The following is a 13,846-nucleotide window of genomic DNA, read 5'->3' on the forward strand; positions in this document are numbered from 1 at the left end:
ATCGCCACCCTGGAACACTTCTGGTGGCCGTAAGTGCGTGCCGCCGCGGCCAGCCTTTGGCTTCTGCTGGCCCTGCCCGTCGCGGCCGCTGACGCGCCGCCGCTCTGGCGCCTCGATCCGCTGGCCTCGCAGGCGCAATTCCGTGTGCATCTGCGCTTGGCCATTCCGGCCGAGGGCCGCTTCAAACGCATCAAGGGCGAGATCCGGCCGCTGCCCGATCAGAAACTGAGCGTGCGTGTGCAGCTCGATGCCCGCGAATTGGTGATGGGCGGTCCGGCCTGGATCCAGAAAGTGACGCACTCGCCGGCCTTCCTCGACAGCGCCGCGCATCCCGAGATCCGGTTTCAATCGCTGCCGTTCTCGAGCCAAGTGCTGGTGTCCGGCGGCGATATCGCCGGCACGCTGACCCTGCGCGAGCTCAGCAAACCGGTGACCTTCCGCGTGCTGCCCACCCAGTGCCGGCAGCCGGGCATCGCCTGCCCGATCTCGGCCAGCGGCACGCTCAACCGGCACGACTTCGGCATGCACGCCTACCGCTGGAGCCTGCGCGACGAGGTGGTGGTCGGATTTCAGTTAAAATTCGCCGATGATCACTAGACTGGCCGCGGCCGTGCTGATGCTGGCGCTGGGCGCCTGCGCCAGCCTGCCGGAAAACAAACACCGCGAGGCCGAAGCCTTTGCCGGCAGCCTGCAGGACCGCGCTTCGGCCTGCACCGCGCCGGCCGGCTGCGGGCTGGCCTCGCCGTTGCGCGATCTGGCCGATGCCGTCGCCGCGGGCCGCGGCGACGGCAAACACGAGGTCATCCTGCTCGATCAGGGCAACGACGCGCTGTTGACCCGCCTGCACATGATCGAGAGCGCGCGGCACAGCATCGAGCTGCAGGTGTTCATCTACGACCTCGATGAAACCGGCACCCTGGTGCTCGACGCGCTGGTGCGCGCCGCCCAGCGCGGGGTGAAGGTGCGCCTGCTGCTCGACCAGCTGTACGGCCTGACCCGGCCGCAGCTGCAGGCCAAACTCGCGGCCCTGCACCGCAATTTCGAGCTGCGCCTGTACAGCCCGATGTTCAACCAGGCCAAGACCGACAAGGCCGAGTTTTTCGCCGGCGTTCTGTTCCGGTTCCGCAACCTGAACCAGCGCATGCACACCAAGCTGCTGCTGGTCGACGACCGCATGGCGGTGGTCGGCGGCCGCAACATCCAGGACCGCTATTTCGACTGGGGCCAGAGCTACAACTACCGCGACCGCGATCTGTGGGTGGCCGGCCCGGTGGTGAACAGCATGCGCGACAACTTCAATGCCTTCTGGCTCAGCGAGCGCAGCGTGGCCGCGCCGCAGCTGGACGACGTGGCGCGCGTGCTGCTGGACGCGCAGGCCGATCCGCAGCGCCTGCAGCTGCCGCAGCGTGCCTATTCGCCGCGCATGAACGCCATGGCCGCGATGGCGCAGGACGGCCCGCGGGTGATCAGCGAGCTGGCCGCCTACCGGCGTGCCGTGGGCGATGCGGTGTTCTACGCCGACCTGCCGGAAAAGCATGCCGACGAGGCCAGCAGCCGGGCGCGCGCTTCCAATGCGGTGTATCAGATCATCTCGCAGGCGCAGACCAGCGTGCTGCTGCAGACCCCGTACCTGGTGATGTCGCGCCTGGCCCGGCAGAGTTTCCGCCAGCTGCAGCGCCGCGCCAAACCGGTGCAGGTGCAGGTCTCGACCAACTCGTTGGCCGCCACCGACGCCTTCCCGGTGTACGCGCTGTCGCACAAATACAAGCGCCTGTACCTGCGCGAGCTCGGCTTCCGCATCCACGAGTTCAAACCGTTCCCGGCCTCGGCCTTCATGCGCGTCGGGCGCGAACCGGGCTGGCTGGAGAAAGAGGAAACCGAAGCCGGCGACGGCCCGGGCCTGTTCGGCTACACCGGTTCCGGCGCGCAGGCACCGGTGCCGCTGAACAAGGAAGGCCAGCGTGTCGGCCTGCACGCCAAATCGATGGTGATCGACGGCCGCATCGCGGTCATCGGCAGCCACAACTTCGATCCGCGCTCCGACGACTACAACACCGAAAGCATGCTGCTGATCGACGATGCCGGCTTCGCCGCGCTGCTGTCGGCCAGCATCCGCAACGACATGCTGCCGGAAAACGCCTGGGCCATCGCCCCGCGCGAGACCCTGCCGGAACTGGCCGACTTCAACTACACCATGGGCAAGCTGTCCGAGCAGATGCCGGTGTTCGACGTCTGGCCGTGGCCGTACGCCACCAGTTTCCAGGTCCGTAACGAGTGCGGGCTGATGGACTACACCGCCCCGGAATTCATCGGCTGCAGCGAGGCGGTCGGCGACTTCCCGGAAGTGAACATGAGCCTGAAGGGCATCTATACCCGCATCATCACCGTGTTCGGCGCCGGCCTGGAGCCGATCCTGTAATCCAAGAATTGTTCGGGTTGACGCTGTCTGGGGCAGGCGGTACTCTTAGCGTTCAGTCAAATCGCACCAGGGGAAACACCATGCCGATGTCCTTCACCATCGAACTGTCCGACCGGGACCTGACGCACTTCAACGAAGCCATCGCCAAGGCCAAGGCCGCCGCCGCCGGCAAATCCGACGCCGAAGTGACCGGCGCCGCCCGCCAGCTGCTGGTCAATGCCGCCAACCTGACCCTGCCCGATTTCATTGCCAGCCGCCTGAACAAGCTCGACGCCATGATCGCCATGCTGGTCGACGAGGCCTGGGCCTTGCCGGAAGAAGATCGCGCCCGGGTGAAATCGGCCATGGCCTATTTTTCGGAAAGCGAAGATCTGATTCCCGACACCATTCCGGTGCTCGGCTTCTTCGACGACGCCATCGCCATCGAACTCAGTGCCCGCGATCTGGTGCATGAACTGGCCGCTTACGACGAATTCTGCAACTTCCGCGAAGAACAGGCCGCCGACCGCGGTCTGGATCCGGCCGCCGTCGGCCGCGCCGACTGGCTGTCGGTGCGCCGTGACGAACTGGTCACCCGCATGCATCGCCGTCGCAACCGTGAAGAGGGCGGCAGCTACGGCTCCAGCTCCGGCTACGGTGGCGGCAGCGGCGGTTACATCAGCAACGCCTGGCGCCCGGGCCCGCTGCGCGTGCGCTGAGCCGCCCGTGGTTCGGGTGAAAAAGCGCGGCATGTCCGCGCTTTTTTCCGTTTTGGCCGGCGCTTCGCGCTAAAATGAACCGTCATCATCGGTTCCCCGCCATGCCCCGATTTTTCCGCTACCTCTACCGCGTTCCGCTGCTGCTGGTGCATGCGCTGATCGGTCTGCCGATCGTGCTACTGCTGCTCAGCCCGGCGTTCGGCCGGTTCAGCATCTACGGCGAGCGCGTGGATCAATGGGCGGCCGGATTCTGGTCGCGCCTGTTGGTGCGCATCTTCGGCCTGCGCATGCGCCGCTTCGGCACGCCGCTGCCGGGCGCGGTGCTGTTCGTGGCCAACCACATCAGCTGGATCGACATCTGCGTGCTGCACAGCCAGCGCTGGATGGCCTTCGTGGCCAAGGCCGAAATCGAACGCTGGCCGCTGATCGGCACCGTGGTCAGCCATGCCGGCACCATCTACCATCACCGCGGCAGCAATGATTCCCTGCACGGGGTCATGCACCAGATGCTCGAACGCCTGCAGACCGGTTTCGCGGTCGGCGTGTTTCCCGAAGGCCGCACCCATTCCGGCCACGCCATCGGCGTGTTCCATGCCCGCATCTTCCAGCCGGCGGTGCTGGCCGGCACACCGGCGCAGCCGATCGCCATCAAATACGGCGACAAAGGCGATGCCCAGGTGCTGATGGCGTTCGGGCCGAAGGAAAATTTCTTCAGCAACCTCTGGCGCGTGCTCGGCGAACCGCCGCGGCCGTGCGAAGTGCATTTCCTCGAACCGGTGGCCGCGCACGAAGACGGCCGCCGCAAGATGGCCGATCTGTGCCGGCAGCGCATCGTCGACGTGATGGCGGCGTCCTGATGCGGGTCGGTGTACCGGCATTCCGCGCCGAGGGCGTGTTCAAGAATCCGCATGTGCAGTCGGTGCTCAGCTCCAGCCCCTGGCGCCGGCGTGCCGGCGCGAAGCGGCTGGCCGCGCTCGGCGTGAGCAGCCGGACGCATGTGCTCGATCTGCCCGAGGGCATCCGCCTGTCCGGACTGTACACCGCGGCGCCCGCGCCGCGCGCCGACGGCGCACTGGCCCTGCTGCTGCATGGCTGGGAAGGCAGCGCCGAATCCAGCTACATCCAGCACAGCGCGGCCGAACTGCTGGAGTCCGGGGTGGCGGTGTTCGCGCTGAATTTCCGCGATCACGGCCAGACCCACGATCTGAACGAAGGCCTGTTCCATTCCTGCCGGCTGCAGGAAGTGATCGATGCCGCGCGCGCCGTGGTGGCGCATTACCGGCCGGGCCGGTTCGCGGTGGCCGGTTACTCGCTGGGCGGCAACTTCGCATTGCGCCTGGCCCTGGCGGCCGAGGCCGAAAACCTGCCGATCGACGCGGCATTCGCGGTCTGTCCGCCGGTCGACCCTTCGGCGGTGCTGCGCGAACTGGAAACCGGCCCGCCGCTCTACCACTGGTATTTCATGAAGAAATGGCGTGCTTCGCTGCGCCGCAAGCGGGCTCTGTTTCCGCATGCGCACGCCTTCGGCGACGACATCCTGCGCCGCGACATGCGCGGCCTGACCCAATGGCTGGTCGGCCAGCACACCGATTGGCCCGATGAAGAAGCCTATTTCGGCGGCTATTCGGTGGCCGGGGCGCGTCTGGCCGCGCTGCGGGTGCCGACCCGCATTCTGGCGGCGGCCGACGATCCGGTGATTCCGATTGCCAGCCTGCGCGGGCTGCAGCTCTCGGACGCGGCCCGTCTGGAAATCAGCGCGCACGGCGGCCACTGCGGCTTCATCGGCGATTGGGGCCTGCACGGATTTGCCGAACAGTGGCTGAAAACCGGCCTGATCGCGGTGCTGGACGGGGTACAATAGCGGTTTGCACGCCATTCCAGGTTTTTTATGTCCGAACAGATCCTCGCCGCCCTGCGCGACGGCAACGCCGCCGAAGCCCTGAGCCTTGCCGAAGCGCAATTGGCCGAACACCCGCAATCGGCCGAAGGCCAGTACTGGAAGGCCCTGGCGCTGCAGAGCCTGGGCCGCAAGGACGAGGCGCTGGCCGCCATCGACGCCGCCATTGCCCTGGCCCCGGAGCGCGGCGATTTCCCGATGACCCGCTCGGTCATGCTGCTCGGCGAACGCGATCTGGCGCAGGCGCAGTCCGGACTGATGGATGCCCTGGCGCTGAATCCGAATGCCCTGGAAGCCTACATCGGGCTGATCCATATCGCGCTCGGCCAGAACAATCTGGCCGAAGCCAAACGCCTGCTGCGTCTGGCCGAACGCGTCGATGATGCCGACGTCGACGTGCTGCTGGCCAAAGGCGCGGTGCTGCAGGCCGAGGGCGATCTGGATGCCGCGCTGGCGCTGTTCACGCGCGTGTCCGAACAGCGTCCGGACAGCGTGTTGGCGCTGAGCTGTCTCGGCAATGCCTATCTGCAGAAGGGCATGCCGGCTTTCGCCGTGCAGGCACTGAACCGCGCCAGCACGCTGGCGCCAACGCAGCCCGGCCTATTGCGCGCTTTGATCCAGGCCTTGCTGGCCGAAAACGATCTGGACGCCTTGGCCGAAGCGCTCGACCGTCTGCTGGCATTGGTTGCCGATGACCGCGATGCCCTGCAGCTGCGTCTGCAACTTCGCCTGCACCGGGACGATGTCACCGGCGCGCTGGCCGATGCCGAAGCCCTGCTGGTGGCAGCGCCGGGCGATGTCGGTGCGCTCAATCATCTGAGCCAGGCGCATCTGCGTCTGGGCAATGCCGATGCCGCACGCGCGGTATTGGATGCGGCCGTATCGGCCGCCCCCGAGCAGGATGCCTACTGGCAGCTGCGCTGCGCGCTTGAAGACGGCATCACCGGCGACAACAAAGCCTTGATCGACCGTTGGCTGGCGGCGCGCCCAAACAGCGGCGCGGCGTTGGAAGCGCTGGCTGTGCACGCCGAGGCGCGTGGCGATTTGACCGCGGCGACTGCCGCCGCCGAAGCTGCCCTCGCGGTGTCGGAAGCGCACCCGATGGCGCAGTTCGTCAAGTTGCGTCAGGAAGTGCGTGACAATCCGGAAGCGGCCTTGGATCGTCTGGCGCTGTTGGCGCAGCGCGCCCGCAGCCCGGAAGCGCAACGCATGGTGCTGGCCTGGATCGGTCTGGCCAGCGACCGTCTCGGCCGCTACACCGAAGCCGCCGATGCCTTTACCCGCATGGCGCAGATCGTGCCGCCGCTGAAGGCACTGCCCACGCCGTATCCGGCCCGTGAGGTTCCGGAAACCGGCGCCGAAGGCCGCCTGCTGTGGGCGCCGGTCGGTGCCCGTATCGAGCCGGTGCTCAATGCCCTGGCGCCGGTGCTCGGCACGCGTCTGCTGGCCGACCGCAATCAGCCCAGCGCCGCCCGCGATGACGGCTTCGGTGCGTTCCGTGCCGAACCCGGCAGCGACGCCGCCGGTTCCGCGTTCAGCTGGCGTACCGGTGTGCAGGCGCTCGGCCTGCAACCGGCCGATGCGGTGGACTGGCTGCCGCAATGGGATGCCTATACCGCGGCGGCTCTGGCCGGCACCGAACTGACCGCGCTGATCATCGACCCGCGCGACGCCCTGATCAATTGGCTGGTGTTCGGCAGCGCGCAATCCTATGTGTTCCACCCCAAAATCAAGCAGTCGGCGAAATGGCTGGCGGCCGGATACCACGCGTTGGCGGACACCCTCGAACACGGTCCGCAGAAAGTGCATGTCGTCCGCATCGATGCACCGGAAACGGACGCCGCCGATATCGCCGCGCAGCTGCAGGCGGCACTGGCCACCGACACCGCGCCGGATGCCGCGCTTCTGGCAAAGCCGATTCTGGCTTTGGGCGGCATGCCGAATCGCTTCCCGGCCGGGCATTGGCGGAATTACCGGGACGGTTTTGCCGAAGCGTTTGAACTGTTGACGCCGGTCGCGGTGCGTCTGGGTTACCCGCAGGATTAAGTGCCCGACGGCACCAGCGCCAACAGCGCGATGCCGAGGGCGATGCGGTACCAGGCGAAGCCGGTGAAGCGGTGGGTCTGGATGTATTTCAGCAGCCAGGTCACCGCGATGAAGGCAGTGACGGTGGAAGCAAGGAAGCCCACCGCGAACGCGCTCCAGTTTTCCTGCGCGCCGGAATCGAACTGCTTCAGGAACGCGTAAGCGCTGGCGGCATACATGGTCGGAATGCCGACCAGGAACGCGAATTCGGTGGCCGCGCCGCGGTTGCGGGTGCCTAGCAGCATGGCCGCGAAGATGGTCGCCGCCGAGCGCGAGGTGCCCGGAAACACCGCCGCCAGCACCTGCGCCAGACCGACGGCGATGGCGACTTTCCAGGTGATGGCGGTTTCCGGGGCGTCCAGTTCGGTTTTGTGTTCGGCCCAGAACATCACCAACGCGCCCAGCACCAGCGCCCAGGCCACCGGTTGCACGGTGTCGGGCAGGCTCAGGCCCAGCTTGCTGGCGATCAGGCCCAGCACGGCGGTGATGCCGAATGCGGTGGCCAGTTTCAGGCCGTAATCGCGGTTGGCCGGCTCCCGGAAGCCGGTCAGCAATTGCCACAGGCGTTTGCGGTAGATCAGGGTCACCGCCAGAATCGCGCCGGCCTGGATGCCGACATTGAACAGTTCCGACTGCGTACCGAGCCAGTGTTGGGCGATCAACAGATGGCCGGTGCTGGAGATGGGCAGGAATTCGGTGATGCCTTCGATGATGCCCAGAATGAGCGCGTTGATCAGATCGTGCATGGTCGGTCGCAGAGTCGTTTCGGCCATTATACGGGCAGGCGCGGCGGCCCTGTCATACGCCGGTCATGTGCGGCGGCGACACTAAGAAAAATTCTCATAGTCAGGCACCGGAATCCGGACATACACTGCGAGCACGTCATGGCGGTTTTCGGACCGGGGCTATGGACAGCCACCATGACGTGCTCTTTCCGGCGCCGGCATTTTCCGCACTCCGCACAGGCAAACAGGCATGGCCGCATCCCGCAAACTTCCCTTCAGCAACCGGCTGCTGGTGCTCGCTTTGGCCGTGGCCGCCGCGTTGGTGTTCCTGTTGGTGCGGGCCCGCAGCGAAACGCGACCGCTTTAAGCACCAAAAAGGCGCATTTTCCCAGTTAGCACCAATTCGGTGCATTATTGCGGCGCCGGGTTCCACCCCGAGCCTTGCGTAATCAAGCACTTACCTGTTTTCAAAAGTTGGCACGCTTCTTGCAAGAGTCTAGGTACCTTCCCTACCTTTTGAGTTGAAGCCATGTCCTACGAAAACGTTCTGAAACTGGTCAAAGACAACGCCATCGAGTTCGTCGATCTGCGTTTCGCCGATATGCGCGGCGTGCAGCATCACGTGACTTTCCCGGCCTCCATCATCGAACCCGCGCTGTTTGAAGACGGCAAGATGTTCGACGGCTCGTCCATCGCCGGCTGGAAGGGCATCAACGAATCCGACATGATCCTGCTGCCCGACGCCTCGACCGCGGTGCTCGATCCATTCACCGCCGATCCGACCCTGATCCTGGTCTGCGACATCCTCGATCCGGCCACCATGCAGGCCTACTCGCGCGATCCGCGCGGCGTTGCCAAGCGCGCCGAAGCCTACCTGAAAGCCAGCGGCATCGCCGACCAGGCCTTCTTCGGTCCGGAACCGGAATTCTTCATCTTCGATTCCGTGCGCTGGGCCAATGAAATGGGCCACACCTTCTTCGAAGTCGACTCGGAAGAAGCGCACTGGAACAGCAAGAAGAAATACGAAGGCGGCAACACCGGTTACCGTCCGGGCCTGAAGGGCGGCTACTTCCCGGTCGCCCCGACCGATTCGCTGCACGACATCCGTGCCGAGATGTGCAAGGAACTGATGGCCGCCGGCCAGGAAGTGGAAGTGCACCATCACGAAGTGGCCAATGCCGGCCAGTGCGAAATCGGCACCAAGTTCAATTCGCTGGTGGCCAAGGCCGACGAACTGCTGATGATGAAATACATCATCAAGAACGTCGCGCACCGTAACGGCAAGACCGCCACCTTCATGCCGAAGCCGCTGGTCGGCGACAACGGCTCGGGCATGCACGTGCACCAGTCGCTGTCCAAGGGCGGCGTCAACCTGTTCTCCGGCGACGGCTACGGCGGCCTGAGCCAGCTGGCGCTGTGGTACATCGGCGGCATCTTCAAGCACGCGCGCGCCATCAATGCCTTCGCCAACTCCACCACCAACAGCTACAAGCGTCTGGTGCCGGGTTATGAAGCCCCGGTGATGCTGGCCTATTCGGCCCGCAACCGTTCGGCCTCCTGCCGCATTCCGTACGTGGCCAATCCGAAAGCGCGCCGCATCGAAATCCGCTTCCCGGATCCGATGAACTCCGGCTACCTGATCTTCGCCGCGCTGATGATGGCCGGTCTGGACGGCATCAAGAACCAGATCGATCCGGGCGAGCCGAGCGACAAGGACCTGTACGATCTGCCGCCGGAAGAAGAAAAGAACATCCCGACCGTGTGCCACAGCCTGGATCAGGCGCTGGACGCACTGGACGGCGACCGCGACTTCCTGAAAGCCGGTGGCGTATTCACCGACGACTTCATCGACGGCTACATCGCCCTGAAGATGGGCGAGGTCACCAAGTTCCGGGCGGCCACGCACCCGCTGGAATATTCGATGTACTACCAGCTCTGACGCTTCACCACGACGCCGGGAATTCCCGGCGTCGCTTTTTTCCGCCTGCAGAAATCCGAACGGAGAGCCCATGAAACTGATCACCGCCATCATCCGGCCGTTCAAACTCGATGAAGTCCGCGAGGCGCTGTCCGAGGCCGGCGTGTCCGGCATCACGGTCACCGAAGTGAAAGGCTTCGGCCGCCAGAAAGGCCACACCGAGCTGTACCGGGGTGCCGAGTATGTGGTCGATTTCCTGCCGAAAATAAAAATCGAAACCGTGATCACCGACGACCGTCTCGAGGCCGTGCTGGAAACCCTGCAGCAGGCCGCCGCCACCGGCAAGCTCGGTGACGGCAAGATTTTCGTATCCAATGTCGAGCAGGTCATCCGCATCCGCACCGGTGAACTCGACGCCGACGCCCTTTAACCCGCCTGGAGGATTTTGCATGCACCGATCGTTCATCCGTTCCTGGAAAGCCCGGCTGGCGGTCATGGCCGGCGCCCTGTTCGCCGCCGGCAGTGCCATGGCGCAGACTGCCGCGCCCGCCATCGACAAAGGCGATACCGCCTGGATGATGCTGTGCGCGGCCTTGGTGATCTTCATGGCCCTGCCCGGACTCGCCTTGTTTTATGGCGGTCTGGTGCGCAGCAAGAATGTGCTCTCGGTGCTGATGCAGACGCTCGCGGTGTTTTCCCTGGTGGCGGTGCTGTGGGCGCTGTACGGCTACAGCTTCGCGTTCACCGAAGGCAATGCCTTCATCGGCGGATTCGACCGGTTGTGGGCGCAGGGCATCAACGGCGCGGCGGCGGCGACGTTTACCAAAGGCGTGTACATTCCGGAACTGGTGTTCTTCGTGTTCCAGGGCGCATTCGCCTGCATTACCTGCGCGCTGATCATCGGCGCGTTTGCCGAGCGGGTGAAATTCGCCGGCGTGCTGCTGTTCACCGTGCTCTGGTTCACCTTCGCGTATTTGCCGATGGCGCACATGGTCTGGTTCTTCCCCGGACCGGATGCGTTCACCGATAGCGCCGCCGTGGATGGCGTGCTGGCGCGCTCGGGTTGGCTGTGGGCCAAAGGCGCGCTGGATTTTGCCGGCGGCACCGTGGTGCACATCAACGCCGCGGTGGCCGGTCTGGTCGGCGCGTATATGATCGGACCGCGCGTGGGTTACCGGCGCGAAGCGCTCAAGCCGCACAACCTGACCCAGACCATGGTCGGTGCCAGCATCCTGTGGTTCGGCTGGTTCGGCTTCAATGCCGGTTCGGCGCTGGAAGCCAATGGCGTGGCCGCGCTGGCTTTCGTCAACACCTTTTTGGCCACGGCGGCGGCGGTGTTGAGCTGGAGCCTGGCCGAATGGCTGAGCAAGGGCAAGCCCTCGATGCTGGGCGGCGCCTCCGGTGCGGTGGCGGGCTTGGTGGCGATTACGCCGGCTGCCGGTCTGGTCGGCTTGCCCGGCGCGTTGGTGATCGGCGCGGTCGCGGGCGCGGTGTGCCTGTGGGGCGTGACCGGTTTGAAGAAATTACTGCGTGCCGATGACAGCCTGGATGTGTTCGGCGTGCATGGCGTGGGCGGCATTACCGGCGCGCTGCTGACCGGCGTTTTCGCCGCGCCGCAATTGGGTGGCGCCGGACTGTGGGATTACGTGACCGAAAGCGCGTTGCCGGACTATTCGATCGCATCGCAGGTCTGGATCCAGACCCAAGGTGTGCTGGTCACCATCGCGCTGTCCGGCGTGGTGGCGCTACTGGCCTTCGGGCTGGTGAAATACACCGTCGGTCTGCGCGTGCCGGAAGAAGCCGAGCGCGAGGGCCTGGACATCAGTTCGCACGGCGAGTCGGCCTACGAGCTCTGAGCCTGTTGCGCGGTGATCTTGCCAACGGCCCTTCGGGGCCGTTGCTTTCAGCGCACCCGCACCAGGCTGGCGGCGGCGGTGTTGGCGTACTGGCGGTTGGCGGCATAACCGCTGCTTTTGCCATAGCCGATGCCGGTGGCGCGCGGGCGGTAGCGGTTGTTCAATTGCACGGGGGCATTGTCCGGTTTGGTGGCGGTGGTGTTGAACGTGTTCATGGCGGGACCTCGGTTGGTTGGTGTGGTATCAAGGTATAACACCCGTTGAATTCCGCCATGTGCCGTAAGTCATGTGCTTGAAATGAATAAATAAATATTCAGAGTCCGTTTAGAAAGCCGGACAAGGCCCGTGCTTTGCACTAAGATGGTGCAATGAATCCCACCGAAGCCGCCGCCTTCGACCATCTCGCCACCCCGATGCTGTGGCTGGACGGGCAGGGTGCCATCCGGGACTGCAATGCCGCCTTCAGCAGCTGGCTGTCGGTCGGCAAACGCCGCCTGCAAGGCGTCGGCATCGATCAACTCGATCACGAACATCCGCGCCTGCACGATCTGTGCCGCCAATGCCTGCAGCCGGAAGAACGGATGCACGCGCTGCGTGTGCAGTTGCGTTTCGCCGAGCAGCGCGAACGCTTCGCCGATGCCATCGTGGTACGCGAAGCCGAGGGCTGGCGCATCGAGTGGCATCCGCGTGCCGAATTCGACGGCAGCGATCCGGCGCTGGCTTTGCCGGCCGCGCTGTCGGTGGCCTTGAAAGGCCTGGCGCACGAACTGCGCAATCCGCTGGCGGGCTTGAAAGGCGCCGCCCAGCTGCTGCAGAAAAAAACCCAGGAGCAACCGCAGTCGCAGGCGCTGGTGACCCTGATTGAAAACGAAGTGGTGCGCCTGACCCAACTGATCGATCAGTTCATGCATCCGGCGCCGCCCAAAGCGCAGGCCCCGCTCAACATCCACGGCGTACTGGAAACCGTGCGCCAGCTGGCCGATGCCGAAGCCGGTTGGTCGGTGAAGCTGGTGCGCGATTACGATCCGAGTCTGCCGGAAGTGATCGGCGATGCCGACCGCTTGACCCAGGCCGTGCTGAATCTGGTGCGCAACGCGCTGCAGTCCGGCGCCGGCGAAGTGGTGCTGCGCACGCGCGCCGATCATCAGGTGCAGATTGCCGACCGCCTGTCGCGTCTGGCCATCCGCGTGGAAATCGCCGACAACGGCCGCGGCGTGCCGGAAGATCTGCAGGAGCAGATTTTTCTGCCGCTGGTCTCGGGCCGCGCCGAAGGCACCGGCCTTGGCCTGCCCTTGGCCTTGCAGATCGCGCGTGAACACCAGGGCTCGCTGAGCTTCCGTTCGCGTCCGGGCCACACCGTGTTCACCCTGCTGTTGCCGGTACCCGAGGAGAACGCATGAACGCAACTGAAATCTGGCTGGTCGATGACGACGCCAGCATCCGCTTCGTGCTCAGCGAAGCCCTGCAGGATGCCGGTTACCGCGCCCGCGGTTTTGAATCCGGCACCGCCGCCATGGACGCGCTGCGCACCGGCGCGCCGCCGGCGCTGATGTTCACCGACATCCGCATGCCCGGCGGCAGCGGCATCGAATTTTTGGAAACGGTCAAGCAGGCGCATCCGAATCTGCCGATGATCGTGATGTCGGCCTACACCGACATCCGCAACACTGCCAGCGCGTACCGTGGTGGCGCGTTCGAATATGTGGCCAAACCCTTCGATCTGGACGAGGTGCTGGCGCTGGTGGAAAAAGCGCTGCCCAAACCGCAGCCATCAGCCGCACCGGCCGCCGCGGAAACGCCGGTGCCGGACGCGGCGCTGCTCGGCAAAACCCCGGTGATGCGCGAACTGTTCCGGCAGATCGGGCGCTTGGCGCAGTTGCCGCTGAGCGTATTGATCACCGGCGAAACCGGGACCGGCAAAGAACTGGTGGCGCGCGCCCTGCATCAGGAATCGCCGCGTGCAGGCCGTCCGTTCGTGGCGCTGAACACCGCCGCCATTCCCAGCGAACTGCTCGAATCGGAATTGTTCGGCCATGAAGCCGGCGCGTTCACCGGCGCCAACGCCCGCCGCATCGGGCGTTTCGAACAGGCGCAGGGCGGTACGCTGTTCCTCGATGAAATCGGCGACATGCCGCTCGAACTGCAGACCCGCCTGCTGCGCGTTCTGGCCGAAGGCGAGTTCTATCGGGTCGGCGGCCGTGAACTGATCAAGGTCGACGTGCGGGTCATCGCCGCCACCCATCAACCG

At 65.3% G+C, this 13,846-nt stretch carries 13 protein-coding genes; 11 read left to right on the forward strand and 2 right to left on the reverse strand.

What is annotated here, in order from left to right; all coding sequences use genetic code 11:
• Nucleotides 1-33 precede the first annotated feature (33 nt).
• The 6 genes from Q0W88_RS08115 (at nucleotide 34) to Q0W88_RS08140 (ending at nucleotide 7,060) form a co-directional block, all read left to right on the forward strand.
• The gene (locus Q0W88_RS08115) at nucleotides 34-597 is read left to right on the forward strand and encodes a YceI family protein (RefSeq protein ID WP_297801977.1); all 564 of its coding nucleotides are present in this window, start codon (nucleotides 34-36) and stop codon (nucleotides 595-597) included.
• Complete coding sequence (locus Q0W88_RS08120) at nucleotides 587-2,419, forward strand: phospholipase D family protein (RefSeq protein WP_297801979.1); 1,833 nt, start codon at nucleotides 587-589, stop codon at nucleotides 2,417-2,419. The genes Q0W88_RS08115 and Q0W88_RS08120 overlap by 11 nt, the downstream gene beginning before the upstream one ends.
• Before the next feature lie 80 nt (nucleotides 2,420-2,499).
• Nucleotides 2,500-3,117 carry a YkvA family protein gene (locus Q0W88_RS08125; RefSeq protein WP_297801981.1) on the forward strand — a complete coding sequence of 206 codons (618 nt, stop codon included), beginning with the start codon at nucleotides 2,500-2,502 and terminating at the stop codon, nucleotides 3,115-3,117.
• Nucleotides 3,118-3,218: 101 nt separating this feature from the next.
• Complete coding sequence (locus Q0W88_RS08130) at nucleotides 3,219-3,974, forward strand: lysophospholipid acyltransferase family protein (RefSeq protein WP_297801983.1); 756 nt, start codon at nucleotides 3,219-3,221, stop codon at nucleotides 3,972-3,974.
• A complete protein-coding gene (locus Q0W88_RS08135) occupies nucleotides 3,974-4,978 on the forward strand; it encodes an alpha/beta fold hydrolase (RefSeq protein ID WP_297801995.1) in 1,005 nt (334 codons plus the stop codon). The genes Q0W88_RS08130 and Q0W88_RS08135 overlap by 1 nt, the downstream gene beginning before the upstream one ends.
• A gap of 27 nt (nucleotides 4,979-5,005) precedes the next feature.
• A complete protein-coding gene (locus tag Q0W88_RS08140; RefSeq protein ID WP_297801985.1) occupies nucleotides 5,006-7,060 on the forward strand; it encodes a tetratricopeptide repeat protein in 2,055 nt (684 codons plus the stop codon).
• Here Q0W88_RS08140 and Q0W88_RS08145 read toward each other — a convergent pair.
• Nucleotides 7,057-7,845, reverse strand: a complete 789-nt coding sequence (locus Q0W88_RS08145; RefSeq protein ID WP_297801986.1) for an undecaprenyl-diphosphate phosphatase — start codon at nucleotides 7,843-7,845, stop codon at nucleotides 7,057-7,059. The two genes, Q0W88_RS08140 and Q0W88_RS08145, sit on opposite strands and share 4 nt — an antisense overlap.
• Before the next feature lie 508 nt (nucleotides 7,846-8,353).
• Between Q0W88_RS08145 and glnA the strand changes: the two genes are divergently transcribed.
• The 3 genes from glnA to amt all read left to right on the forward strand — a co-directional run bounded on the left by glnA (nucleotide 8,354) and on the right by amt (nucleotide 11,598).
• Nucleotides 8,354-9,763, forward strand: coding sequence for a type I glutamate--ammonia ligase (glnA, locus tag Q0W88_RS08150; RefSeq protein WP_297801987.1), 1,410 nt, complete (start codon nucleotides 8,354-8,356; stop codon nucleotides 9,761-9,763).
• 70 nt (nucleotides 9,764-9,833) lie between these two features.
• A complete protein-coding gene (locus tag Q0W88_RS08155; protein WP_297801988.1) occupies nucleotides 9,834-10,172 on the forward strand; it encodes a P-II family nitrogen regulator in 339 nt (112 codons plus the stop codon).
• Between the two features lie 64 nt (nucleotides 10,173-10,236).
• Nucleotides 10,237-11,598, forward strand: a complete 1,362-nt coding sequence (gene amt, locus Q0W88_RS08160; protein WP_297801997.1) for an ammonium transporter — start codon at nucleotides 10,237-10,239, stop codon at nucleotides 11,596-11,598.
• Nucleotides 11,599-11,645: 47 nt separating this feature from the next.
• On the opposite strand, the gene Q0W88_RS08165 is transcribed toward amt, so the two are convergent.
• On the reverse strand, nucleotides 11,646-11,813 hold the full coding sequence (locus Q0W88_RS08165) for a hypothetical protein (protein WP_297801989.1): 168 nt from the start codon (nucleotides 11,811-11,813) through the stop codon (nucleotides 11,646-11,648).
• 153 nt (nucleotides 11,814-11,966) lie between these two features.
• On the opposite strand from Q0W88_RS08165, the gene Q0W88_RS08170 reads away from it, so the two are divergent.
• Nucleotides 11,967-12,998 carry an ATP-binding protein gene (locus Q0W88_RS08170; protein WP_297801991.1) on the forward strand — a complete coding sequence of 344 codons (1,032 nt, stop codon included), beginning with the start codon at nucleotides 11,967-11,969 and terminating at the stop codon, nucleotides 12,996-12,998.
• A partial coding sequence (locus Q0W88_RS08175; protein ID WP_297801993.1) for a sigma 54-interacting transcriptional regulator occupies nucleotides 12,995-13,846 on the forward strand: 852 nt, incomplete at its 3' end. The genes Q0W88_RS08170 and Q0W88_RS08175, both read left to right, overlap by 4 nt.

Origin of the sequence: Arenimonas sp. GDDSR-1 (assembly GCF_025980345.1) — a bacterium.
GTDB lineage: Bacteria > Pseudomonadota > Gammaproteobacteria > Xanthomonadales > Xanthomonadaceae > Arenimonas.